21 protein-coding genes are annotated in these 24,002 nt (G+C 62.5%); 13 read left to right on the top strand and 8 right to left on the bottom strand.

From position 1 onward, the window contains the following. The 6 genes from UW3_RS29310 to UW3_RS0106275 all read right to left on the bottom strand — a co-directional run. The coding region (locus tag UW3_RS29310; RefSeq protein WP_010221444.1) for a hypothetical protein at positions 1–78 on the bottom strand (78 nt) is incomplete at its 3' end. After that, positions 78–458 (bottom strand): Co2+/Mg2+ efflux protein ApaG, encoded by a 381-nt coding sequence (gene apaG / locus UW3_RS0106255; protein ID WP_010221445.1) that lies wholly within the window; start codon positions 456–458, stop codon positions 78–80. The genes UW3_RS29310 and apaG, both read right to left, overlap by 1 nt. Before the next feature lie 105 nt (positions 459–563). Next, entirely contained in the window at positions 564–1,370 is an 807-nt protein-coding gene (gene rsmA / locus UW3_RS0106260) for a 16S rRNA (adenine(1518)-N(6)/adenine(1519)-N(6))-dimethyltransferase RsmA (RefSeq protein ID WP_010221446.1), read from the bottom strand. Beyond that, positions 1,367–2,356: a 4-hydroxythreonine-4-phosphate dehydrogenase PdxA gene (gene pdxA, locus UW3_RS0106265; protein WP_010221447.1), complete on the bottom strand. Its 990-nt coding sequence runs from the start codon at positions 2,354–2,356 to the stop codon at positions 1,367–1,369. Before pdxA ends, rsmA begins: the two co-directional genes overlap by 4 nt. Beyond that, a complete protein-coding gene (surA, locus tag UW3_RS0106270) occupies positions 2,353–3,672 on the bottom strand; it encodes a peptidylprolyl isomerase SurA (protein WP_010221448.1) in 1,320 nt (439 codons plus the stop codon). Before surA ends, pdxA begins: the two co-directional genes overlap by 4 nt. After that, positions 3,653–6,502 (bottom strand): LPS-assembly protein LptD, encoded by a 2,850-nt coding sequence (locus UW3_RS0106275; protein ID WP_010221449.1) that lies wholly within the window; start codon positions 6,500–6,502, stop codon positions 3,653–3,655. The genes surA and UW3_RS0106275 overlap by 20 nt, the downstream gene beginning before the upstream one ends. 130 nt (positions 6,503–6,632) lie before the next feature. Here UW3_RS0106275 and UW3_RS0106280 point away from each other — a divergent pair, with 130 nt between their 5' ends. Genes UW3_RS0106280 through UW3_RS0106290 form a run of 3 tightly spaced genes read left to right on the top strand, consistent with a single transcriptional unit; the run spans position 6,633 to position 9,092 of the window. Beyond that, a complete protein-coding gene (locus UW3_RS0106280; protein WP_010221450.1) occupies positions 6,633–7,658 on the top strand; it encodes an aminoglycoside phosphotransferase family protein in 1,026 nt (341 codons plus the stop codon). Further along, on the top strand, positions 7,655–8,326 hold the full coding sequence (gene murU / locus UW3_RS0106285) for an N-acetylmuramate alpha-1-phosphate uridylyltransferase MurU (protein WP_010221451.1): 672 nt from the start codon (positions 7,655–7,657) through the stop codon (positions 8,324–8,326). Before UW3_RS0106280 ends, murU begins: the two co-directional genes overlap by 4 nt. 1 nt (position 8,327) lies before the next feature. Further along, positions 8,328–9,092, top strand: a complete 765-nt coding sequence (locus UW3_RS0106290; protein WP_010221452.1) for a DnaJ domain-containing protein — start codon at positions 8,328–8,330, stop codon at positions 9,090–9,092. Here the strand turns inward: UW3_RS0106290 and UW3_RS0106295 are convergent. Continuing rightward, entirely contained in the window at positions 9,089–10,093 is a 1,005-nt protein-coding gene (locus UW3_RS0106295) for an alpha/beta hydrolase family protein (protein ID WP_010221453.1), read from the bottom strand. The two genes, UW3_RS0106290 and UW3_RS0106295, sit on opposite strands and share 4 nt — an antisense overlap. A 94-nt stretch (positions 10,094–10,187) precedes the next feature. Between UW3_RS0106295 and UW3_RS0106300 the strand changes: the two genes are divergently transcribed. From UW3_RS0106300 to trpE, 9 genes are all read left to right on the top strand, one after another. Then, entirely contained in the window at positions 10,188–12,578 is a 2,391-nt protein-coding gene (locus tag UW3_RS0106300) for a PAS domain-containing sensor histidine kinase (protein WP_010221454.1), read from the top strand. 9 nt (positions 12,579–12,587) lie between these two features. Next, complete coding sequence (locus tag UW3_RS0106305; RefSeq protein ID WP_010221455.1) at positions 12,588–13,217, top strand: response regulator; 630 nt, start codon at positions 12,588–12,590, stop codon at positions 13,215–13,217. Between the two features lie 281 nt (positions 13,218–13,498). Further along, the gene (locus tag UW3_RS0106310) at positions 13,499–14,623 is read left to right on the top strand and encodes an ABC transporter ATP-binding protein (protein ID WP_010221456.1); all 1,125 of its coding nucleotides are present in this window, start codon (positions 13,499–13,501) and stop codon (positions 14,621–14,623) included. Between the two features lie 40 nt (positions 14,624–14,663). Next, on the top strand, positions 14,664–15,698 hold the full coding sequence (locus UW3_RS0106315; RefSeq protein ID WP_010221457.1) for an ABC transporter substrate-binding protein: 1,035 nt from the start codon (positions 14,664–14,666) through the stop codon (positions 15,696–15,698). A 64-nt stretch (positions 15,699–15,762) separates the two neighbouring features. After that, the gene (locus tag UW3_RS0106320; protein ID WP_010221458.1) at positions 15,763–17,010 is read left to right on the top strand and encodes an ABC transporter permease; all 1,248 of its coding nucleotides are present in this window, start codon (positions 15,763–15,765) and stop codon (positions 17,008–17,010) included. Positions 17,011–17,021: 11 nt separating this feature from the next. Next, positions 17,022–17,849: an ABC transporter permease gene (locus UW3_RS0106325; RefSeq protein WP_010221459.1), complete on the top strand. Its 828-nt coding sequence runs from the start codon at positions 17,022–17,024 to the stop codon at positions 17,847–17,849. A 144-nt stretch (positions 17,850–17,993) separates the two neighbouring features. Then, a complete protein-coding gene (gene rpe / locus UW3_RS0106330) occupies positions 17,994–18,668 on the top strand; it encodes a ribulose-phosphate 3-epimerase (protein WP_010221460.1) in 675 nt (224 codons plus the stop codon). Beyond that, positions 18,665–19,483: a phosphoglycolate phosphatase gene (locus UW3_RS0106335; RefSeq protein ID WP_010221461.1), complete on the top strand. Its 819-nt coding sequence runs from the start codon at positions 18,665–18,667 to the stop codon at positions 19,481–19,483. Before rpe ends, UW3_RS0106335 begins: the two co-directional genes overlap by 4 nt. Before the next feature lie 69 nt (positions 19,484–19,552). After that, positions 19,553–21,034, top strand: coding sequence for an anthranilate synthase component I (trpE, locus tag UW3_RS0106340; RefSeq protein ID WP_010221462.1), 1,482 nt, complete (start codon positions 19,553–19,555; stop codon positions 21,032–21,034). Positions 21,035–21,079: 45 nt separating this feature from the next. On the opposite strand, the gene estP is transcribed toward trpE, so the two are convergent. Further along, the gene (estP, locus tag UW3_RS0106345; protein WP_010221463.1) at positions 21,080–23,002 is read right to left on the bottom strand and encodes an esterase EstP; all 1,923 of its coding nucleotides are present in this window, start codon (positions 23,000–23,002) and stop codon (positions 21,080–21,082) included. Between the two features lie 404 nt (positions 23,003–23,406). On the opposite strand from estP, the gene UW3_RS0106355 reads away from it, so the two are divergent. Then, positions 23,407–24,000 carry an aminodeoxychorismate/anthranilate synthase component II gene (locus tag UW3_RS0106355; RefSeq protein WP_010221464.1) on the top strand — a complete coding sequence of 198 codons (594 nt, stop codon included), beginning with the start codon at positions 23,407–23,409 and terminating at the stop codon, positions 23,998–24,000. Positions 24,001–24,002: the final 2 nt, after the last annotated feature.

Consider the following 24,002-nt stretch of genomic DNA (forward strand, 5'->3'; position numbering starts at 1 on the left):
GTTGAAGGCGACCCGTTCGAGCAGGCATTTGAGTGGCTGCAGGCAGCCTTGCAAGTCTCCGACTGCGTACACCGCCATCAGTGCAGGGCCCCGGGAACCGCCAGACGAAAGGGGGCGATGACGGCGTCGAAGCGCTTACCGTCTTCAGCGAACATCTGGTAACTACCCTGCATGGTGCCGACCTTGGTGCTGATCACTGCGCCGCTGCTGTAGGTATGGCTTTGCCCGGGCTCGATCAGCGGCTGCTGGCCGATGACGCCAGCGCCCTTGACCTCCTCGACGCGGCCATCACCGTTGGTGATCAGCCAGTGGCGTGACATCAACTTGGCTGGCACGGTGCCGTTGTTCTTCACCGTGATGGTATAGGCGAAGGCGAAACGGTCGTTTTCGGGGTCGGATTGTTCTTTGAGAAAGCGGGTCACGACGCTGACGTCGATCTGGTAACGGGGATCAGACATGCAAGGGGCCTTGGCAACAGACGCGGATACGGCGATGGCGTCAGTCTAGGCTATCGGCGGGGTAGCCGGCCAGTCATGTGGGCATGACTGGCCATTGCGGCAGGATTACGCGGCGCTTTGTTGCTCGGCCAGCTTGTCGGCCAGGCGCACGAAGGCGGCCAGGTCGAGTTGCTCCGGACGCAGGCTGCCATCGACGCCGGCAGCCTCGATGGCGTCGCTGCTGAGCAGGGCCTTGAGGGTGTTGCGCAGGGTCTTGCGGCGCTGGTTGAAGGCTTCGCGCACGATGCGCTCGAGCAGGCGGTGGTCCTTGGCCGGGAACGGCAGGGTTTCGTGCGGTACCAGGCGTACGATCGCCGAGTCGACCTTGGGTGGCGGGTTGAACGCGCCCGGGCCGACATTGAACAGGTGCTCGACCCGGCAGTGGTACTGCACCATGATCGACAGGCGGCCCCAGTCACCACCGCCTGGGCCCGCGGCCAGGCGCTCGACCACTTCTTTCTGCAGCATGAAGTGCATGTCGCGGATCAGCTCGGCGTTGGCCAGCAGGTGGAAGATCAGCGGTGTCGAGATGTTGTACGGCAGGTTGCCGACCACGCGCAGGCTGTTGGGCGCCGCACCGAGGCTGGTGAAGTCGAACTTCAGCGCATCGCCTTGGTGCAGGCGGAAGTTGTCGCGGCCAGCGAACTGCTGGTTGAGAATCGGCACCAGGTCTTTGTCCAGCTCGACCACGTCCAGTTGCGCGCCGCTGGCCAGCAGGCCGGAGGTCAAGGCGCCCTGGCCCGGGCCGATTTCCAGCATGCGCTCGCCCGCCTTGGCGTGGATCGAGCGCAGGATGCGGTCGATGACGCCGGCGTCGTGCAGGAAGTTCTGGCCAAAGCGCTTACGCGCCTTGTGTTGGTATTGCTCGGTCATTTTCGGGTCTCGGCCATCTGGTAGGCGGTTTCCAGGGCGACCTGCAGGCTGCCGGTGTCGATCTTGCCGCTGCCAGCCAGGTCCAGGGCAGTGCCGTGGTCGACCGAGGTGCGGATGATCGGCAGGCCCAGGGTCACGTTGACCGCAGCGCCGAAGCCTTTGTACTTGAGTACGGGCAGACCCTGGTCGTGGTACATCGCCAGCACTGCGTCGCAGTGCTCCAGATATTTGGGGGTAAACAGGGTGTCGGCGGGCAACGGGCCGCGAAGGTCCATGCCTTCGCTGCGCAGGCGCGCCAATGTCGGTTCGATGGTGTCTATTTCTTCGTGGCCCAGGTGGCCACCTTCGCCGGCGTGCGGGTTGAGGCCGCAGACCAGGATGCGCGGGTTGGCAATACCGAACTTGTGCTGCAGGTCGGCATGCAGGATCCGCGTGACACGCTCCAGGCGCTCGCTGGTGATGGCATCGGCAACATCGCGCAGGGGCAGGTGAGTCGTCACCAGGGCTACGCGCAGGCCACGGGTGGCCAGCATCATCACCACTTGCGCGGTACCGGTCAGGTCGGCGAGGAATTCGGTATGGCCAGAGAAGGCGATACCGCTTTCGTTGATTACACCTTTATGCACCGGCGCGGTAATCATCCCGGCGAAATGCCCGTCCAGGCAGCCTTGCCCGGCGCGGGTCAGGGTTTGCAGCACGAACGCGGCGTTGGCCTTGTCCAGCTGGCCGGCCACTACCGGACTCTGCAGCGGCGTATCCCAGACATACAGACTGCCCGCCGGCGCGGGCTGGTCGGGGAGGGCCGCGAGGCTGACTGGCAGCAGGGTAACGGCCACGCCCAGCAGCGCGGCCCGCTCGGCGAGCAGGTCACGGCTGGTAATGGCAATCAGGGGGTGCGGCTGGGCTTGCGTGGCAAGCAGCAGGCACAGGTCAGGACCTATGCCGGCTGGCTCGCCGGGTGTGAGGGCGAAGCGCTGAGGTTTCACTGCGCGGCCTGATCGGCGCCAGGAAGCTTGATTTCGACGTAGGCTTCGTCACGGATCTGACGCAGCCAGGTCTGCAGCTCTTCATCGTACTTGCGGTTACGCAGTACGTTCATCGCTTGTTGCTCGCGAGCCTGTTCGGTGCTGTCGGTGGCTCGGCGGCCCAGCACTTCGAGCACGTGCCAGCCGTACTGGGTCTTGAACGGCTTGCTCACTTCGCCTTGCGGGGCGCTGGCCATGACTTCGCGGAACTCCGGCACCAGGGCGCTCGGGTCGATCCAGTTGAGGTCGCCGCCATTGAGGGCCGAGCCCGGGTCTTCGGAGAAGCTCTTCGCAAGTTCAGCGAAATCTTCGCCGTCCTTGATGCGTTCGTAGAGTTTCTCGGCCAGTTGCTGAGTGGCTGCTTCGCTACGGATTTCGCTTGGCTTGATCAGGATGTGACGGACATGCACTTCGTCGCGCATGGTGGCTCCGCCACCGCCACGTTTCTCCTGCATCTTGATGATGATGAAGCCGGTAGGAATACGAAGCGGCTGAGTAATGTCGCCGACGTTCAGACTGCTGAGCAACTTGGCGAAGTCAGGCGGTAGCTGACCGGCTTTACGCCAGCCCATTTCGCCGCCTTCCAGGGCGTTTTCGCTGGCAGAGTTGGCAATTGCCATCTGGCCGAAGTCGGCGCCGCTCTTCAGGCGCGTGTACAGCTCGCCGGCCTTCTGGGCCGCCGCCTGGATCTGCGCGGAGTTGGCGCTTTCCGGCGTCGGGATCAGGATGTTGGCCAGTCGCCATTCTTCCGACAGTTGCATCTGGCCCTGCTCCGAGGCGAGGAAGTTCTTCACTTCCTGCTCCGAGACCTGGATGCGTTCGGCAACCCGGCGCTGCCGCACACGGCTGATGATCATCTCGCGACGAACCTGCTCGCGGGCATCTTCATACGACAGGCCGTCACGGGCCAGGGCCGCGCGAAACTGCTCCAGGTTCATGCCATTGCGCTGGGCAATGGTGCCGATGGCCTGGTTCAGCTCTTCGTCAGTGATGCGGATACCCGAGCGATCGCCGATCTGCAATTGCAGGTTTTCGACGATCAGGCGCTCGAGCACCTGCTGGTCCAGCACCCCGGCGGGCGGCACGGAGCCACCACGCTTGGCGATGGTCTGCTGGACTTCACGCACGCGGCTGTCCAGCTGGCTTTTCATCACCACGTCGTTGTCGACGATGGCCACAACGCTGTCCAGGGGTTGCACGGCGGCGTGCGCCGTGCCGGTCAGCAATACCGCGCCCAGCAACAGCGGGCGCAGACAATCAGTAAGCTTGGTCTTCACGAGTACGATAACCTTGAATGCCCTGGTCGAGGAAAGACTCGACCTTGTTGCCCACTACGCCGCCGAGGCCTTTCAGCACAATCTGCAGGAAGACGCCGTGGTCGCCTTTTTCGTTTTGCGGAACTGCCTGGCTGTAATCGTCGTAATCGATCCAGTAGCGGTTGATCAGACGCAGTTTCCAGCAGCAGTTGTCATACTCGAAACCACCGAAGGCTTCCAGGGTGCGGTTGCGGTTGTAGTCGTGCTGCCAGCGCGCGATCGCCGTCCATTGTGGAACGATCGGCCACATGACCGAGAAGTCATGCTGCTGGATCTTGTAGTAGTCCTTGACGTAGTTCGGATCACCCGGCGTGCCGTAGTCACCGCCACCTACCTGCCAGCGACCGGTGGTGCTGTTGTAAGTGACCATGTCGTTTCGGTAGCGGTAACCGAGGTTGACCACCTTGTTGACGTTGTCTTCAGGCTGGTAATGGAACATCGCGCTGCCCGAACGGGTGCTGCGGCTGTCCGGATCCCAGTTGAAGTCGGAGTTGAAGCGCCAGTCGCGGTTGAAACGATATTCGTATTCAAGTGCGTATGGGGACACATCTGACTGTGCGTCCTTGCGGTCTTCGAAGGCAATGCCTGGCAGTTGAACCTTGCGATCTTTGAAATACAAAGCCTGACCGACACTGAATCGCTGACGCTCGAAGCCGTTTTCCTCGATCCAGCGGTTAGTTACACCCAGCGACAACTTGTTCTCGTCACCGATGCGGTCGGTGCCGGAGAAGCGGTTGTCGCGGAACAGCGAGGCGTAGTTAAACGTGGTTTCGCCGCTGTCGAAGATCGGAATATCTTTTTGATCTTCGTACGGGACGTACAGGTAGTAAAGGCGAGGTTCGAGGGTTTGGCGGTAATTCTTGCCAAACCACTGGGTGTTCCGGTCAAAGTACAGGCCGCTGTCGACATTGAAAATGGGGATGTTGCGGTTCTGCGAGCTTTTGAAGTCACCGTGAAGGGCCAGGGTTTCCGCATTGGAGCCGGCGATATCAGACTTGCCCTTACCATCAAGATCAAGGTCATAGTGAGTAGTCACGTACTTGATCGAGGGTGTGAGGTAGCCGTAGGACGCGGTAAGCGGGAGGCTTATCTTTGGTGCAGCGTTGAGGCGAGTGCCATTTGCACGGGCGACGCCAAACACGTTCTCGTCAAGCCGTTTTCCCCCAATGACGGTGCCGAATGCATCGGTTACGACGCCAACAGACTGATCAGCGTTGCCGTCTTTGCCGAAGACGAGGTCGTTCTTCAGGTTGCGATCAAATCGGACAGCTTCAGTTTCATAGCTGAAGTCCAAACCGCCTGGGTGATACGGCAGCATGCCGTTGAAAGTAACCTGCGGCAGCCGGTCATACGGAGTGATCTGGGAGATAGTCGCCAGCTCATATGCCTGAACGTTCAACCGCGCGGTATAGCTGTCACCGCGGTAGGTTAAAGCACCTTGCTGGTTGATGAAGTCACGGCTTTCCACACCAATCTGATCAGTCTCCAGATCCTGGAAGTAGAACGGATCGCTGATGTCGGTGTAGTCGACTTCAGTCATCAGGCGCTCATCGAGGCCGCCCTTGTGCTGCCAGTTGATCATCCAGCGCTGGTCTTTGTAGTCCGTCTGCAGCTTGCGATCGTCGTCCTTGTCATTCAGATACGCACCACCAAACTGCCCTTCGCTGGACTTGGTCAGGTAGCGGAACTCGCCTTCCATCAACATGCCGCGCTTGGCCATGTAGCGTGGATACAAGGTGGCGTCGTAGTTGGGCGCGAGGTTGAAGTAGTACGGCGTGACCAGCATGAAGCCGGTATCGCTGCTGGTGCTGAACGACGGCGGCAGGAAGCCGGACTGGCGACGGTCATCGATCGGGAAGTAGATGTACGGTGTGTAGAACACCGGGACATCCTTGACCCGCAGGGTGACGTTGGTCGCAGTACCGAAACCGGTGGCCGGGTTCAGGGTGATGTTGTTGCCCTTGAGCTGCCAGGCGTTGCTGTTCGGCTCACAGGTGGTGTAGGTACCATCCTTGAGGCGAATGATGGCGTTCTCAGCACGCTTGGCGTACAGCGCGCTGCCGCGGATGCGCGATTTGTGCATCACGTATTCGGCGTTGTCGACCTTGGCTTCACCGGTGTCGAGCTGGATGTCGGCGTGATCGCCCACCACCAGCGAGCCGTTGTCGCGAATCTTCACGTTGCCGCTCAGCTCACCACGGTTCTCGGCCTGGTACAGGTTGGCCTCGTCGGCTTCGACCTGCATGCTGCCCTGGCGCATGACCACGTCACCGGCGAGGGTGGCGATCTGCTGTTCCTGCTGGTAGCGCGAGACCTTGGCTCCGATGAAGGTCGGCGACTCATCTTTTGGCGTGGTGTCGTTCATGCCCGGACGCGTCGGCTCGATGTAGGCGCCGGCGCAGTAAGGCCCGGTTTCGGCGAGCTGGGCAGGGGTCAGCTGGTCACGTGGCACCCAATCCAGGTGACTGGCATCGGGGCTACGGGATTTCAGCACACGACCCTTGGCCTCGGTGACCAGAGCAGGACCTTGAGCCTGTTCCTGGGCGACCTCGCCGGAGCCGGCTGGCGTTTCACCGGACGAGCTGGCAGCGGCACCGACATGCACCGGGCGCGGCGGCAGTGCGGCGGCAGGGGTTTTGGGCTTGCAGTCCCAGCCTCCGGCAGCAGACACTTGGCAGTCGAACTGCTCTGCGGCGACCACGTATGGGGTTGCCAGAGGTTGCATCGCCAGCAAACCGCCGGTGACCAGCAACGGGAATTTTTTACGAAACGCGGGGGATTTCAATGCCATCTTATTAGTCCGGGCTTCCTGCGTGCCATCTGCCCGCGTGTGGGGCCGCACGCCTCTCGATGGTCTGAAAAAGATGCTGGATAATAAAGCATGACCCGCTTGACGGCTAGGGCCGTCGGAGACCCTTGTAATGCCCGATCACGATGTACGCTTGCAACACCTGAATGTCTGGCTCGCCGAGCAGCTGGCAAACCTGTTCCACAAACAGGGCTGGGGCACGGTTCCCGCGGGTAGCCTGACCGCTGCCAGCAGCGACGCGAGCTTTCGTCGCTACTTCCGCTGGCAAGCCGCAGGCCACAGCTTTATCGTCATGGACGCGCCACCGCCGCAGGAAAACTGCCGGCCATTCGTTGATATCGCCCACTTGCTGGCCACTGCCAGCATCAATGTTCCGGTTATTCATGCCCAGGACCTTGAGCGCGGCTTCCTGCTGCTCAGCGACCTGGGCACCCAGACCTACCTCGATGTGATCAACGCCGAGAATGCCGATGGCCTGTTCAACGGCGCCATCGACGCGCTGCTGGCCTTCCAGCAATTGCCGATGGACGCGCCGCTGCCAAGCTACGACGTGGCACTGCTGCGCCGCGAGCTTGAGCTGTTCCCCGAGTGGTACGTGGGCCGCGAACTGGGCCTGGGCTTCACCGACGCACAACTGGCGGCCTGGCAGCGCATCAGCAGCCTGCTGATCGACAGCGCGCTGGCCCAGCCAAAGGTGCTGGTGCACCGCGACTATATGCCACGCAACCTGATGGACAGCGAGCCGAACCCCGGCGTGCTGGACTTCCAGGATGCGGTGTACGGGCCGGTGACCTATGACGTTACCTGCCTGTTCAAGGACGCCTTCCTGAGCTGGCCACAAGCGCGGGTGCAGGGCTGGTTGAAGGATTACTGGCAACGCGCCCAGGCCAAGGGCATCCCGGTGCAGGCGGATTTCGAGGACTTCCACCGCGCCAGCGACCTGATGGGGGTTCAGCGTCACCTCAAGGTCATCGGTATTTTCGCCCGCATCTGCCACCGTGACGGCAAACCGCGTTACCTGACCGATGTGCCGCGTTTCTTTGCATATATAGATGAAGTGATCGCCCGTCGTCCGGAGCTGGCCGAGCTCGATGAATTGATCGAGAGCCTGCAGGCTGCTGCCGGAGTGCGTCCATGAAGGCGATGATTCTCGCTGCGGGCAAGGGCGAGCGGATGCGCCCGCTGACCCTGCACACGCCAAAGCCGCTGGTACCGGTGGCCGGCATGCCGCTGATCGAATACCACCTGCGTGCGCTCGCGGCTGCCGGTTTCAAGGACGTGGTGATCAACCACGCCTGGCTGGGACAGCAGATCGAAGATCACCTGGGCGATGGTTCGCGCTGGGGCCTGAGCATCCGTTACTCGCCGGAAGGCGAACCGCTGGAGACCGGCGGCGGCATTTTCAAGGCCCTGCCATTGCTGGGTGATGAACCCTTTGTACTGGTCAACGGTGATATCTGGACCGACTACGACTTCAAGCACCTGCCACAAGCGCCGAGCGGGCTGGCCCACCTGGTGCTGGTGGACAACCCCGGCCACCACGGCAAGGGCGATTTTCGTCTGCAGCATGGTCAGGTCAGTGACGGCAATGCCGATGCCGACACCCTGACCTACAGCGGTATCGCCGTGCTGGCCCCGCAACTGTTCGCCGACTGCCAGGGGGGCGGCTTCAAACTGGCGCCATTGCTGCGTCAGGCAATGGCGGTCGGGCAGGTCAGTGGTGAGCATTACAGCGGGCACTGGGTGGATGTCGGCACCCTTGAACGTCTGGCCGAAGTCGAGCGACTGCTCGCCGAGCGCCGCTGACATGTTGTGGCCGAGCACAGTGATAGGTGCCGGAGCAGGCTTTGCCATCGCCAGTATTCCCGGGGCGTTGCTGGGGGCGTTGCTGGGCCAGGCGATGGACCGCCGTTTGCAGTTACACAGTTGGGCGCATGTGCGTGAACGCCTGGGCGGGCGACCGGTGCTACGCGACGATGAAGTGCTGTTCGTCCTGCTCGGGCGCCTGGCCAAGAGTGATGGGCGGGTGGTCGACGGGCATATCCAGCAGGCGCGGGTGGAAATGCAACGCCTGGAGATGAGCGAGCCGGCCAGGCGCCGCGCCATTGCTGCGTTCAATCGCGGCAAAAGCGGCAAGGAACGCCTGGGCGTTCATCTGCGGCGCCTGAAGCAACAGCCGCATGCCGCCGAAGGCATGTTGCGCGCTTGCTGGCGCATGGTCTGGGCCGATGGCCAGGCCGGTCGGCATGAGCGTGAGTTGCTGCTGGAGTGGGGCCAGGCCCTCGGCTGGTCGTCAGTCAAGGTCAAGGCCCTGGCGCTGGAGTATGAACCGCAGAAGGCGGCAGTGGCCGATGGCGCCCTGGGGTATCCGCAGGCCTTGCGCGTGCTCGGGGTCAGCGCAGACACCGAAGCCGGGCAGATCAAGCAGGCCTATCGGCGACTGCTCAGTCGCCATCACCCGGACAAACTAGTGGGCAATGGCGCCAGCCCTTCGCAGGTCCGCGAGGCCACCGAACGTACCCGCGAACTGCATCAGGCCTACGCCGTCATTCGTAAACGCCGTGGCTTTTAGTCGAGCTTTTCCGGGCTCAGCCAGCCACGGATGCGGCGGAACAGCTGTTCCTGTTCCGCCGCGCTGTTACCTGGCATGGCGGTCAGGCTGACCTGGCGGTAGTTGGCATCCTTCAAGCGTTTACTGGCTTGCAGGCGTTGCTCGGCTGCGCGCTTGGCCTGGGGTTGGGTGGCGTAGAAAAAGTCCGCGGTGGGCACTTTCAGGGTCGGCGCCAGGCTGTCCAGGCCTTGTTCGGCCTGGGTCGGCGTCTGGGCGGCGACCATCACCAGCTTTTGTACCTGCGCCGGTTGCCGCTCGCTCAGGTAGCGGGCGGCCCAGTAGGCGCCGCTGCCGTTGCCGAGCAGGACAATGCTGCGGGCATTCTGTTGTTGGGCATAGGCGACGGCAGCGTCGAGGCGGGCGAAGATACGTTCGGCATCGGCCTTGTCATCCTCAACCGGGGCTTTTGCCTGCTCGACGCTTTCGTTGTTGTCGCTTTCCTCTGCCGTGGCCTGTTCGATACTGGCGTTGGCGTTGGCTGGAGTGTCCTTGACTGGTGCGCTTTCGCCTTGCTCGGCCTTTTTGGCTGGCGCCGGTGCGACTTCGATGCGTGCTTGCGGGCTGTTGGCCAGCAGGTCCGGCTGGGCCAGGCTCAGGCTGTGCCAACCGGCATCGGGAAACTTGCGCCGCAATGGGCCGACGGTTTTCGGCCAGTCGGCATTTTCGCCGGCACCGGCAAGAATGATCAGGGCGCCTTCAGGCTCGGCGGTGTTGGCCGGTTTCCACAGGGCCAGGAAGTTGTCGCCGCCGGCCTGCAGGGTTTGCTGTTCAGCCTGAGGCACCTGGCGCTCCAGGGCCTGGGCATCTTCCAGGCTGCGTTCGGCCAGCGGTTGGCGTTCGACAGCGGCAGGTTTGCTGTCGGCAGCAGCTTCTGGCGTTTCGCCAGCTGCCGCTTGTGCGGTACAAGGTAGTATCAGTGACAGGCATAACGCCGGCAGCGTCGTGCGATAAAGTGCGAACATGGATCGATCCAGGCCAGATTAATACCGGCAGCCTAATAGTATTTACTCGGGACGGCCATGCTCGGTGGCCGTCCTACCCTTGATGAGAGTGCAGATGAAGCGTGTGCGCTGCCTGTTGCTTATCGGCTGTTTTTGCCTGCCCTTGATCGCTTGGGCGGCTTCGGCTGCCGCGCCTGCGCAGGTTGTGCTGGAGCCTGCACAGCAGCAGTGGCTCGAGCAGCATCGCAGCCTGCGGGTCGGGCTGGTGTTGCAAGCACCCTTCGCCCAGTTCGACCGGCGCCTGCAGCAGCTCTATGGGGTTAACGTCGAGCTGATGAACTGGCTCGGCCGCTCATTGGGACTAGACCTCACCTGGCGCAACTTTCCTGACCAGGCGGCACTGGAGCATGCGTTGCTGGCTGGCGAAGTCGATCTTGCCCCGGGCCTGACTCAGACCCCTGCCAGCTTGCGCCTGTGGTTGTTCAGCGACCCTTACATGCGCGTGCCGCAACTGATCGTCGGGCCGCGTACCGGCGCGGTGGCGGTTGATCTGGAGAAACTCGCCAGCACTGACCGGGTCGCCGTGCGCATGCCCAGCACCGTGGCCGATTATCTGCGTGCCACCTATAGCAATCTCAACCTGCAAGGTGTGCCTCAGGAGCGCCAGGCCTTGCAATTGGTGCTCAGCGAACAAGCACGCTTTGCCGTGGTGGATGAGGCGCAATTGAGCCGACTGTCGCGGGAAAGCGAGTTCAGTGAGCTGGTGGTGGTCGGTGATATCGGCTTGCCGCAGTTGTTGAGGGTTGGTTCGCGGCGGGACTGGCCCGAGCTGGCCAAAATTCTTGAGCGCGGCCTGCAGGCCATTCCAGCCAAGGACCTGGAGCAATTGCACCAACGCTGGCTGGAGCCGAAGTATCCACGGCTCAGCGAATCCCCGGGCTTCTGGCAGAACCTCGGCCTGCTGCTGGCGGCGCTGCTGTTGAGTTGCGTGGCCATAGTTCTCTGGCAGCGCCGACAACTGCATCAGCTCGAACACAGCCTGCTGGCCACCCGCGACACCCTGACCCAGCGCCAGGCCCGTGAAGAAGCCTTGCGCCTGAGCCAGTTTTCCATCGATCAGAGCACGGTGGGGATCCTCTGGGTCAACTGGGACAGCCATGTGCGCTACGCCAATCGGGCCGCCGAGAGCATGCTCGGCTACGCCTCGGGGGCCCTGATCGACCGGCCGTTGATCGATTTCGAGCCGAACCTGCACATGGACCGCTGGCTCGACCTGTGGAAACGCGCCCGGGCCAGCGATGAGGCGCCACAGCATTTTGAAACCCGGTGCCTGCGTGCCGATGGCAGCCTGTTGCCGGTGGATGTGTCGCTAAGCTTCCTGCGTTTTCGCGATGCCGAGTACCTGGTGGTGTTTCTCGCCGATGTCACCGAGCGCCGGCGTGCGTTGGCAGCCTTGCGCGAGAGCGAGGCGCGGCTCAAGGGCATCGCCGGCAACGTACCGGGGTTGGTGTTTCGCCTCGAACGCAACCCGGCTGAAGGCGAGCTGGAGTTCCCCTATATCAGTGAAGGCAGTGAAGCTCTGGTGGGCTACACGCCGGCCGCGCTCCAGCACCCGGACATGGGCCTGCGCAACCTGGTGCACCCGGATGACCGCGCCGATTATCACCGGGTCCAGGACCTGGCCCTGGCCAGCGACAGCGACTGGTCGTGGCAGGGGCGGATCCTGACCCGTCAGGGCGAACAGCGCTGGGCCGACATCAAGGCCAGTACCCGTACCCTGGCGGATGGCCGGGTGGTCTGGGACGGAGTGGTCTGGGATATCAGCCAGAGCAAGCGCGTTGAACTTGAGCTGGCGCGCTCCCAGGAGCAACTGCGCGAACTGTCGGCGCACCTGGAAAGTGTGCGAGAGGAAGAAAAGGCCCGTATCGCCCGGGAAGTGCACGACGAGTTGGGGCAGATGCTCACGGTGCTGAAGCTGGAAACCTCGATGTGTGAACTGGCCTATGCCGAACTGGATCCCGGTCTCAACGAGCGCCTGGGCAGCATGAAGCGCCTGATCGCCCAGCTGTTCCAGCTGGTGCGTGATGTGGCCACCGCCCTGCGCCCGCCGATCCTCGATGCCGGTATCGCCTCGGCCATCGAGTGGCAGGCCAGGCGTTTTGAAGCGCGTACGCAGATCCCCTGCCTGGTGCAGGTGCCGGAGAATCTGCCACCCTTGAGTGATGCCAAGGCCATTGGCCTGTTCCGCATCCTGCAGGAGGCGCTGACTAATGTCATGCGCCATGCCCAGGCGCATACTGTGCAGATCAGCCTGAGCCTCGATGGTCAGGCCCTGCAACTGACGGTGATCGACGATGGTGTGGGATTTGTCCTGGAGCAACATCGGCCTTCGTCGTTCGGCTTGGTCGGCATGCGTGAGCGGGTGCTGATGCTGGGCGGCCGCATGACCCTGGAAAGCGAGCCGGGCGAGGGCACCAGCCTGAGCGTTGCCATCCCTCTGGATTAGGAGCATTGCGTGATTCGAGTACTGGTTGCCGAAGACCACACCATTGTCCGTGAAGGCATCAAGCAGTTGATTGGCCTGGCCAAGGACATGCAGGTAGCGGGGGAGGCTGGCAATGGTGAGCAATTGCTGGAAACCCTGCGCCATACCGAGTGCGAAGTGGTGCTGCTGGATATTTCCATGCCCGGGGTCAACGGCCTGGAGGCGATCCCGCGGATTCGCGCCTTGAACAACCCACCGGCGATCCTGGTGCTGTCGATGCACGACGAAGCGCAGATGGCGGCGCGGGCGCTGAAGGTCGGCGCTGCCGGCTATGCCACCAAGGACAGCGATCCGGCCCTGCTGCTGACCGCCATTCGTCGGGTGGCCGGTGGCGGGCGCTATATCGACCCGGACCTGGCCGACCGCATGGTCTTCGAGGTCGGCCTGACCGATGCCCGGCCGCTGCATTCATTGCTGTCGGAGCGGGAGTTTTCGGTGTTCGAGCGCCTGGCCCAAGGCGCCAACGTCAACGACATAGCCCAGCAACTGGCCCTGAGCAACAAGACCATCAGCACCCACAAGGCACGGCTGATGCAGAAGCTCAACGTGAACTCGCTGGCGGAATTGGTGAAGTATGCGATGGAGCACAAACTGTTGTGAGTGTTCCAGAAACGACATCGTGTTTACCTTCATCGCTGGCAAGCCAGCTCCCACAGAAAACCAACAGGAATGGCTCTTGTGGGAGCTGGCTTGCCAGCGATAGCGATGGTTGTGGCGATGAAGTTTTCAGCGCTTATCCAAAAACGCCATCCTTGTAGGGCAATCCCTACCCCAAGCCTTCTAACGCGCTGATATCAATCTCTCTCCCCCCCCGATTTGCGCCGCTTGCCGCCTTCACTAGGCTTTGGATACAGCAGTCATCCAATAAAAAAGGTGCGGGTATGAGTGAGGTGAATTCGAGCGCTGCAACCGGCGAAGTGCTGGTCAGCTTCCGTGGTGTGCAGAAGAGCTACGACGGCGAATCGCTGATCGTCAAAGACCTCAACCTGGATATCCGCAAGGGTGAATTCCTCACCTTGCTCGGCCCGTCCGGTTCTGGCAAGACCACCAGCCTGATGATGCTCGCAGGGTTCGAAACGCCGACCGCAGGCGAGATCCAGCTGGCCGGCCGTTCGATCAACAACGTGCCGCCGCACAAGCGCGACATCGGCATGGTGTTCCAGAACTATGCGCTGTTCCCACACATGACCGTGGCCGAGAACCTGGCGTTTCCCCTGAGCGTGCGCAACCTGAGCAAGACCGACATCAGCGAGCGGGTCAAGCGTGTGCTCAACATGGTTCAGCTCGATACCTTCGCCCAGCGCTACCCCGGCCAGCTTTCCGGTGGCCAGCAGCAGCGGGTGGCCTTGGCCCGGGCGCTGGTGTTCGAGCCGCAGTTGGTGCTGATGGACGAACCTCTCGGTGCTCTCGACAAGCAGCTGCGCGAACACATGCAGATGGAGATCAAGCACCTGCACCAGCGCTTGGGCGTCACTGTGGTCTACGTCACCCACGACCAGGGCGAAGCACTGACCATGTCGGACCGCGTGGCGGTGTTCCACCAGGGCGAGATCCAGCAGATCGCTGACCCGCGCACCCTCTATGAAGAGCCGAAGAACACCTTCGTCGCCAACTTCATCGGTGAAAACAACCGCATCAATGGCCGCTTGCTCAGCCACGACGGCGAGCGCTGCCAGGTGCTGCTGCCGCGCGGCGAGAAGGTCGAGGCGCTGGCGGTCAATGTCGGCCAGGCCGGCGAGCCAGTAACCCTGTCGATCCGCCCCGAGCGCGTGCGCCTCAATGGTCACAGTGAAAGCTGCGTCAACCGTTTCTCCGGGCGCGTAGCCGAATTCATCTACCTGGGCGACCACGTGCGGGTACGCCTGGAAGTCTGCGGCAAGGCCGATTTCTTCGTGAAGCAGCCGATTGCCGAACTCGACCCGGCCCTGGCCGTGGGCGATGTGGTACCGCTTGGCTGGCAGGTGGAGCACGCCCGCGCGCTCGATCCTTTGCTGGAAGCCAATTGAAGGTTTGCTTCACCAACCCTGTACTGTGGAGAGAATAATAATGCGCAAACACTTGAAGTTGACCGCCCTGACCCTGGGCCTGTTCGCGGCAACCCAGGCCATGGCGGCGGCCGACCTGACCGTGATTTCCTTCGGCGGCGCCAACAAGGCGGCCCAGGTCAAGGCGTTCTACGAGCCATGGGAAAAGGCGGGCAACGGCAAGATCGTCGCTGGCGAGTACAACGGTGAAATGGCCAAGGTCAAAGCCATGGTCGACACCAAGAGCGTGTCGTGGAACCTGGTTGAAGTCGAATCGCCGGAGCTTGCCCGTGGTTGCGACGAAGGCATGTTCGAGGAGCTTGATCCTGCACTTTTCGGTAACGAATCCGACTACGTTCCCGGCGCTATCCAGCCTTGCGGTGTTGGCTTCTTCGTCTGGTCCACGGTCATGGCCTACAACGCCGACAAGCTGAAGACTGCGCCGACCAGTTGGGCGGATTTCTGGGACACCAAGCAGTTCCCGGGTAAGCGCGGCCTGCGCAAAGGCGCCAAGTACACCCTCGAATTCGCCCTGATGGCCGACGGTGTTGCGCCCAAGGACGTTTACAAGGTACTCGCCACCAAGGAAGGCCAGGACCGTGCCTTCAAGAAACTCGACGAACTCAAGCCCAGCATCCAGTGGTGGGAAGCCGGTGCGCAACCACCGCAATACCTGGCCTCGGGTGACGTGGTCATGAGCTCGGCCTACAACGGCCGCATTGCCGCCGTGCAAAAAGAGAGCAACCTGAAAGTCGTCTGGAACGGCGGTATCTACGACTTCGACGCCTGGGCCATCCCGAAAGGCGCCAAAGATGTCGAGCAGGCTAAGAAGTTCATCGCCTATTCGGTCCAGCCTGATCAGCAGAAGACCTACTCGCAAAATATCGCCTACGGCCCGGCCAACTCCAAGGCTGTTGCGCTGCTGTCCGACGAGATCAAGAAAGACATGCCGACCACCCCGGAGAACATCGCCAACCAGGTGCAGATCGACGTGGCGTTCTGGGCGGACAACAGCGAGCAGCTGGAGCAACGCTTCAACGCCTGGGCTGCCAAGTAAGGGCTGCTTATGGGGCGTCGGCTTGCCGCCGGCGCTCCTTGTTCTCAAGATTTCGGAGTTCGCTATGGCCATCGCAGTGCCCCTGAATGAAGGCGCCGGTTCCAACCTCAAGCAGCGCCTCAAGCGTGCCGAGCGGGTCAACCGCTGGAAGGCGCAAGCGCTGATCGCGCCGCTGGCGCTGTTTCTGCTGCTGGTGTTCCTCGTGCCGATTGCCGCGCTGCTGTACAAGAGCGTGGGTAACCCGGAAGTGGTGGGCGGCTTGCCGCAGACCGTAACCGCCGTGGCCGAGTGGGACGGTAAGGGCCTGCCAGGGGAGGCGGTGTACAAGGCGCTGAGCGAAGACCTTGCCCAGGCGCGCAAGAACCAGACCCTGGGCGATACCTCCAAGCGTCTGAACATGGAACTGGCCGGCTATCGCAGCCTGCTGGCCAAGACCGCCCGAGCACTGCCGTTCAAGAGCGAACCGGCTTCCTATAAAGAAGCCCTGCAGGAACTGGACGAGCGCTGGGGCGATCCGGCCTACTGGCAGGCGATTCGCCGTAACACCAGTAGCGTCACGCCGTTCTACCTGTTGGCGGCTCTTGATCATCGCATCGATGATCTCGGTGAGCTGGCCAAGGCCACCCCGGACCAGGCCATCTACCTGGACATCTTCACCCGTACCCTGTGGATGGGCTTCGTCATCACCGCCATCTGCCTGGTGCTGGCCTATCCATTGGCCTACCTGCTGGCCAACCTGCCGACCCGGCAGAGCAACTTGCTGATGATCCTTGTACTGCTGCCGTTCTGGACCTCGATCCTGGTGCGGGTCGCGGCCTGGATCGTGCTGCTGCAATCGGGCGGGCTGATCAACAGTGCCCTGATGGCCATGGGCATCATCGACAAGCCGCTGGAACTGGTGTTCAACCGCACCGGGGTTTACATCTCCATGGTGCATATCCTGCTGCCGTTCATGATCCTGCCGATCTACAGCGTGATGAAAGGCATCTCGCCAACCTACATGCGCGCGGCGATTTCCCTCGGCTGTCATCCGTTCGCCAGCTTCTGGCGGGTGTACTTCCCGCAAACCTACGCCGGCGTAGGCGCAGGCTGCCTGCTGGTGTTCATCCTCGCCATCGGCTACTACATCACCCCGGCGCTGCTTGGCAGCCCCAACGATCAGATGGTCAGTTACTTTGTGGCCTTCTATACCAACACCAGCATCAACTGGGGCATGGCGACCGCGCTGGGCGGCTTGCTGTTGCTGGCCACCGTGCTGCTTTACCTGATCTATAGCTGGCTGGTCGGCGCCAGCCGTCTGCGCCTGAGCTGAGGAGCGTTGTCATGCTGAGCCCCTACATGTCGCCCGTCGAGCGGGTCTGGTTCTACAGTTTGCGCATCCTTTGCGGCCTGATCCTGTTGTTCCTGGTGTTACCGGTGCTGGTGATCATTCCGTTGTCGTTCAACTCCGGCAGCTTCCTGGTCTACCCGCTGCAGGGCTTCTCGCTGCAGTGGTACCACGACTTTTTCGCCTCGGCCGAGTGGATGCGGGCACTGAAGAACAGCATCATCGTGGCGCCAGCCGCCACGGTGCTGGCGATGGTCTTCGGTACCCTGGCTTCGATTGGCCTGACCCGCGGTGACTTCCCGGGCAAATCGCTGATCATGGCCCTGGTGATTTCGCCCATGGTGGTACCGGTGGTGATCATCGGCGTGGCCAGTTACCTGTTCTTTGCCCCACTGGGCATGGGTAACAGCTTCATTTCGTTGATCCTGGTGCATGCGGTGCTCGGTGTGCCGTTCGTCATCATTACCGTCTCGGCGACCCTACAGGGCTTCAACCACAACCTGGTGCGAGCGGCAGCCAGCCTTGGCGCCTCGCCGTTGACCACCTTCCGCCGGGTGACCTTGCCGCTGATTGCGCCGGGGGTGATTTCCGGGGCGCTGTTCGCCTTCGCTACCTCGTTCGATGAGGTGGTGGTCACCCTGTTCCTGGCCGGCCCCGAGCAGGCGACCCTGCCACGGCAGATGTTCAGCGGTATCCGCGAGAACCTCAGCCCGACCATCGCCGCGGCGGCAACCTTGCTGATTGCCTTCTCTGTGGTGCTGCTGCTGACTCTGGAGTGGCTGCGTGGGCGAAGCGAGAAGCTGCGTACCCAGCAGCCGGGTTGAGGCCTTTTCGCGGGGCAAGCCCGCTCCCACAGGAGAGGGCTTGCCCCGCGATGCGCACCCGTCGACCGCCTTGATACCGGTCAGCCCCTGAGCGTTTCCCTGAGGTACAATGCGCGCCACTGTGATTCTGCCTACAGGTGCGCCATGCAGCCCTACGCTATTGCCCCCTCGATTCTTTCTGCCGACTTCGCCCGTCTGGGCGAGGAAGTCGACAACGTCCTGGCCGCGGGTGCCGACATTGTTCACTTCGATGTGATGGACAACCACTACGTGCCCAACCTGACCATCGGCCCGATGGTCTGCACCGCCCTGCGCAAGTACGGCATCACCGCGCCGATCGACGTGCACCTGATGGTCAGTCCGGTCGACCGCATCATCGGCGACTTCATCGAAGCGGGCGCCAGCTACATTACCTTCCATCCGGAAGCCAGCCTGCACATCGATCGTTCGCTACAGTTGATTCGCGACGGCGGTTGCAAGGCCGGCCTGGTGTTCAACCCGGCGACCCCGCTCGACACCCTCAAGTACGTGATGGACAAGGTCGACATGATCCTGTTGATGAGCGTCAACCCGGGCTTCGGTGGCCAGAAGTTCATCCCCGGTACCCTCGACAAGCTGCGCGAAGCCCGCGCGCTGATCGATGCCAGCGGTCGTGACATCCGCCTGGAAATCGACGGCGGCGTGAACGTCAACAACATCCGCGAAATCGCGGCCGCTGGCGCCGATACCTTCGTCGCAGGCTCGGCGATCTTCAACACCCCGGACTACCGCGAGGTGATTGCCAAGATGCGCGCCGAACTGGCCCTGGCCCGCCCATGAGTGGCTTCGAGCAGCTGTTCCCCGGCGCCCTGCCCAAACTGGTGATGTTTGATCTGGACGGTACCCTGATCGATTCGGTACCGGACCTGGCAGCGGCGGTGGATAACATGCTGCTCGCAATGGGGCGCCAGCCCGCCGGCCTTGAGGCAGTGCGCCACTGGGTCGGCAATGGTGCGCCGGTGCTGGTGCGCCGCGCGCTGGCGGGTGGCATCGATCACGAAACGGTCGATGACGACGAAGCGCAGCAGGGCCTGGAGCTGTTCATGCAGGCCTACGCCGAAAGCCATGAGCTGACGGTGGTCTACCCCGGTGTGCGCGACACCCTCAAGTGGTTGCACAAGCAGGGTGTGGAAATGGCCCTGATCACCAACAAGCCCGAGCGCTTCGTTGCACCCTTGCTCGATCAGATGAAGATCGGCCGCTATTTCCGCTGGATCATCGGCGGCGATACCCTGCCACAGAAAAAGCCCGACCCTGCCGCGTTGCTGTTTGTCATGAAAATGGCCAGCGTTGCGCCTGAGCAGGCGTTGTTCGTCGGCGACTCACGCAGTGATGTGCTTGCGGCCAAGGCCGCCGGGGTCAAGTGCGTGGGCCTGACCTATGGCTACAACCATGGTCGGCCGATCAGCGAAGAAGCACCGTGCCTGGTCATCGACGACTTGCGCGCGCTGTTGCCTGGTTGCTTAGATCCGGCCACTGGGATAACGTTGGCGAACGTTCAATCCCCCTCAGATCGAGATTCCATCGTGGCGGTTACCGGCAAACTCTGGATGAAAGTCATCAAGGCCCTGGCCCGCTGGCGTTGGCGCGCCTGACTGCCATCTGCCGGCACATGCCGGCCTGCTTGCCTGCCTGACCCATCTGCTGCTTGCCACGAGGCTATCATGACCCGCGAAGAATTCCTGCGCCTGGCCGCTGCCGGCTACAACCGCATTCCCCTGGCCTGCGAGACCCTGGCCGACTTCGACACCCCCCTGTCGATCTACCTGAAACTGGCCGACCAAGCCAACTCTTACCTGCTCGAATCGGTGCAGGGCGGCGAGAAGTGGGGGCGGTACTCGATCATCGGCCTGCCGTGCCGCACCGTGTTGCGGGTGCACGATCACCAGGTGCGGATCACCCACGACGGTGAACTGATCGAACAGCACGAAGCAGAGGATCCGCTGGCCTTCGTCGAAGCCTTCAAGGAGCGCTACCAGGTGCCGACCATTGCTGGTCTGCCGCGTTTCAATGGTGGCCTGGTCGGTTACTTCGGCTATGACTGCGTGCGTTATGTCGAGCGGCGTCTGGGCAAGTGCCCGAACCCTGATCCGCTGGGGGTACCGGATATTCTGCTGATGGTGTCCGACGCCGTGGTGGTGTTCGACAACCTGGCCGGCAAGATGCACGCGATCGTGCTGGTCGATCCGGCCCAGGAGCAAGCCTACGAAAACGGCCTGGCCCGTCTCGAAGGCCTGCTCGCGCAACTGCGCCAGCCCATCGCCCCGCGCCGTGGCCTGGACCTGGGCGGGCCGCTGCCGGCAGAACCTGCGTTCCGCTCAAGCTTTACCCAGAGCGACTACGAGCGTGCGGTCGATACCATCAAGGAGTACATCCTCGCTGGCGACTGCATGCAGGTGGTGCCATCACAGCGCATGTCCATCGACTTCAAGGCCGCGCCGATCGACCTGTACCGGGCGCTGCGCTGCTTCAACCCGACGCCGTACATGTATTTCTTCAACTTCGGCGACTTCCATGTGGTCGGCAGCTCGCCGGAAGTGCTGGTGCGGGTCGAGGACAATCTGGTCACCGTGCGCCCGATCGCCGGGACCCGCCCACGCGGCGCCACCGAAGAGGCCGACCGCGCGCTGGAAGAAGACCTGCTGTCCGACGACAAGGAAATCGCCGAGCACCTGATGCTCATCGACCTGGGCCGCAACGATGCTGGCCGGGTGTCGGAAACCGGCTCGGTCAAAGTCACCGAGAAGATGGTGATCGAGCGCTATTCCAACGTCATGCACATCGTTTCCAACGTCACCGGTGAGCTGAAGCAGGGCCTGAGCGCCATGGATGCACTGCGCGCGATCCTGCCGGCGGGCACCTTGTCCGGGGCGCCGAAGATCCGCGCCATGGAAATCATCGACGAACTGGAGCCGGTCAAGCGTGGGGTCTACGGCGGTGCGGTAGGTTACTTTGCCTGGAACGGCAACATGGATACCGCGATTGCTATCCGCACGGCGGTGATCAAGGACGGCGAACTGCATGTGCAGGCCGGTGGCGGCATCGTTGCCGACTCGGTGCCTGCGCTTGAGTGGGAAGAAACCATCAACAAGCGCCGGGCGATGTTCCGTGCGGTAGCGCTGGCCGAGCAAACGCCACGCACCTGAGCCTGACTCACGGCGCCTGCTTGCGGCAGGCGCCGTTTTCCTTCCTTAGAACTCCAGGCTCACCGCCAGGTTGAGCCCTTGCTGGGTCAGCTCGTCGCTCTTGCGCCAGTTGTAGCTGCCGCGCAGGGCCAGGCCCGGCGCCAGGGTCTGGCTCAAGCCCAGGGTTGCCCGGTTCAGGTTGCTCTGCGGGGTGTAGCCGGTCAGGGTGAAGTCGTTGCCCGGCAGGCTGTTGAGGTGAATGGTCAGGTCCTGGCGGTCGTCTTCGAACTCGTGTTCGTGAGCCACTTCGGCGAACAACAGGGTGCTTGGCCCAGCCTGGTATTTGCCCTGCAGGCCCAGGCCCAGGCGCCGCGATTCACGCTCCTGATCGTCAAAGCTCAAGGCCGTGGCGCGGGTGCCTTTCTCCGAATACCCATCGACCTTCACCCGCGCATAGTCGGCACTGACGAAAGGCGACAGGCTCCACTGGCTGCCGGGCGCCGCCAGGTCATAACCCAGTCGCGCGACGAACGCCCACAGCTCGCCATCGGTATCACCTTTTTCGCTGCGATCATTCACCCCCAGGGCGAAGGTGCGCTTCAGGTCGCTGTAGTCCAGGTGCCCGCCGGTCAGGGCGGCGTCGGCCCACCACTGGTTCTGCTGGAACTGCACAAAGGCGGTGGCCAGGTAGCTGTCGAGCTTGTAGTCGGAGTCTTGCTCGCCGGCTTCAAGCTTCTGTTGATAAACACCGGTAGCAACGCCAACACGCCAGGCGTCATCCAGGCGATAGCTACCGCCCAGGGTCAGGTTGTAGCCATGGCCATCGGCGCTGGCCGAACTGCGCTGGCTGTCGATATCCAGGTTCTGCCCACCAGCGGCAACGATTGCCTGCCATTGACCGACCGGTTGCCAGCTGCCTTGCCACTGATTGCGCAGTTCATCCTGGTGCGCGCGCAGGCTGGCGTGAGCCATTTCCGGTAGCAGCGTCAGCTCCCAGGGCGCCGAGAGGATCGAGAAGGCGTAGTCGGCGATGAGCTCCTGCCCAGCGGTGGTGGGATGGACCGAATCGTTGAACAGCAGCTTGCTCGGATCGGGCGTGGCACTGTTGATGCCGTACGTTGCGTTCTGCACGCAGCCATTGCCGCTGAAGCAGGTACCGACCAGGTTCTGCCCGCTGGCCAGGCCGAACTGCGTCGGAGCAGCCAGGGCTTCCTGGAGTAGCAACGGCACATTGAGCGGAATGACTTGCGCGTCAATCTGGCTCAGCTGGCCGACCAGTTGCTGGTTGAAGAGGCTGCTCAGTTGCGAGGCCGGGCCTTGCATTGGCGTGCCGTTCATTGCCGGGGTCAGGCCCAGGTCGGGCAGCAACCAGACCATGATGTACTGCGCGCCGCCCTGCTGCAGAGCCTGGGCGCTGGCAGCCAGGCGATTGGCGGCGGCTGCGGCGGTTGCCGGGCTGGTGATCTGCCCCTGGAGGAAGTCGTTGCCGCCACCGGTCAGGTAATAAAGCGCGTTAGGGTCGGCGCGCAATCCGCCCGCCAGGTAGCCCGGGCGCTCACGCAGCACGGTGCCGGCACCGGGATTGCCTGGTGGAATGATCACGTCGGAAGTGCCGGTGATCGAGTCGAGAATCTGGTCGGTGCGGTAGCCGCCCACTGCCCAGTTGTTGCCGTCAGGGCGACCGAGTGCGGCATTGACCGGTGAAGTCGAAGCGCCCAGGTCGGTCGGAGCAATACCCAGCTGTGCCCCGAGCAACATGGGCGATACCGCGCCAAAGGCCTCGCCGTTGCCATAGGTCGGGCCGATACGGTTGGTAAAGCGCTGGGTAGAGCCTGGCGCACCGTTGCTGTCGGGGAATTGCCCGGCATCGGCAAGGCTGTCACCGAAGACGATCAGGGTCGAGTAGGGGGAAGGGCCGGCATAGGCACTGGAGCAGGCCAGGGCCAGCAGCGAGAATGCACAGGGCAACAGAGAACGCGCGTTCAACATCGCAAAGATCCTTTTTCGTTGTTGTTATCGGATGACGCCTTAGGACGTTAGCAAAACATTCCACGCGTCTTCCATCGCTAAAGCGTTTCGGCATGCCTCGGTCATATTGCGTGGACCGCGCCGGTAGGCTACTGTGCGGGAACGTATGAACGAGACCTACCCCGTGTTGATCGTCAGCAAACTCTTGATGCGCGTAATCAAGGCCCACGCCCGTTGGCGTTGGCGCGCCTGACTTTATCTCTTGCCGGTTAGCCGGCCCTGTACCGCTTTGCCTTTCTGAACGCTTTACCTGCTGTAGCCAGCTGTTGCTGGTGGGCACAGGCAGACTCGCACCTGTTGCCCTGCGCACAGGCACTTCGAAAGGCATGTATTCAAAGTCAGTAGATGCAAGAGGTTGAACCCAGATGTTACTGATGATCGACAACTACGACTCCTTCACCTACAACGTCGTGCAATACCTCGGCGAATTGGGTGCAGAGGTCAAGGTCATTCGCAATGACGAACTGACCATCGCCCAGATCGAAGCCCTGAACCCCGAGCGCATTGTCGTCTCCCCCGGCCCGTGCACGCCGACCGAAGCCGGTGTATCGCTGCAGGCCATCCAGCATTTTGCCGGCAAGCTGCCGATCCTCGGCGTCTGCCTGGGCCACCAGTCCATTGGCCAGGCCTTTGGCGGTGATGTGGTGCGCGCCCGCCAGGTGATGCATGGCAAGACCAGCCCGGTGTTGCACAACGACCAGGGCGTGTTCGCCGGCCTCAACAACCCGCTGACCGTGACCCGCTACCATTCGCTGGTGGTCAAGCGCGAAACCTTGCCCGAATGCCTGGAGCTGACCGCCTGGACTGCCCTTGAAGACGGCTCGGTGGACGAGATCATGGGCCTGCGCCACAAAGAGCTGAACATCGAAGGGGTGCAGTTCCACCCCGAATCGATCCTCACCGAGCAGGGCCACGAGCTGTTCGCCAACTTCCTCAAGCAGACCGGCGGCCGCCGGTAAGG

It is taken from the genome of Pseudomonas donghuensis (genome assembly GCF_000259195.1).
Lineage (GTDB): Bacteria > Pseudomonadota > Gammaproteobacteria > Pseudomonadales > Pseudomonadaceae > Aquipseudomonas > Aquipseudomonas donghuensis.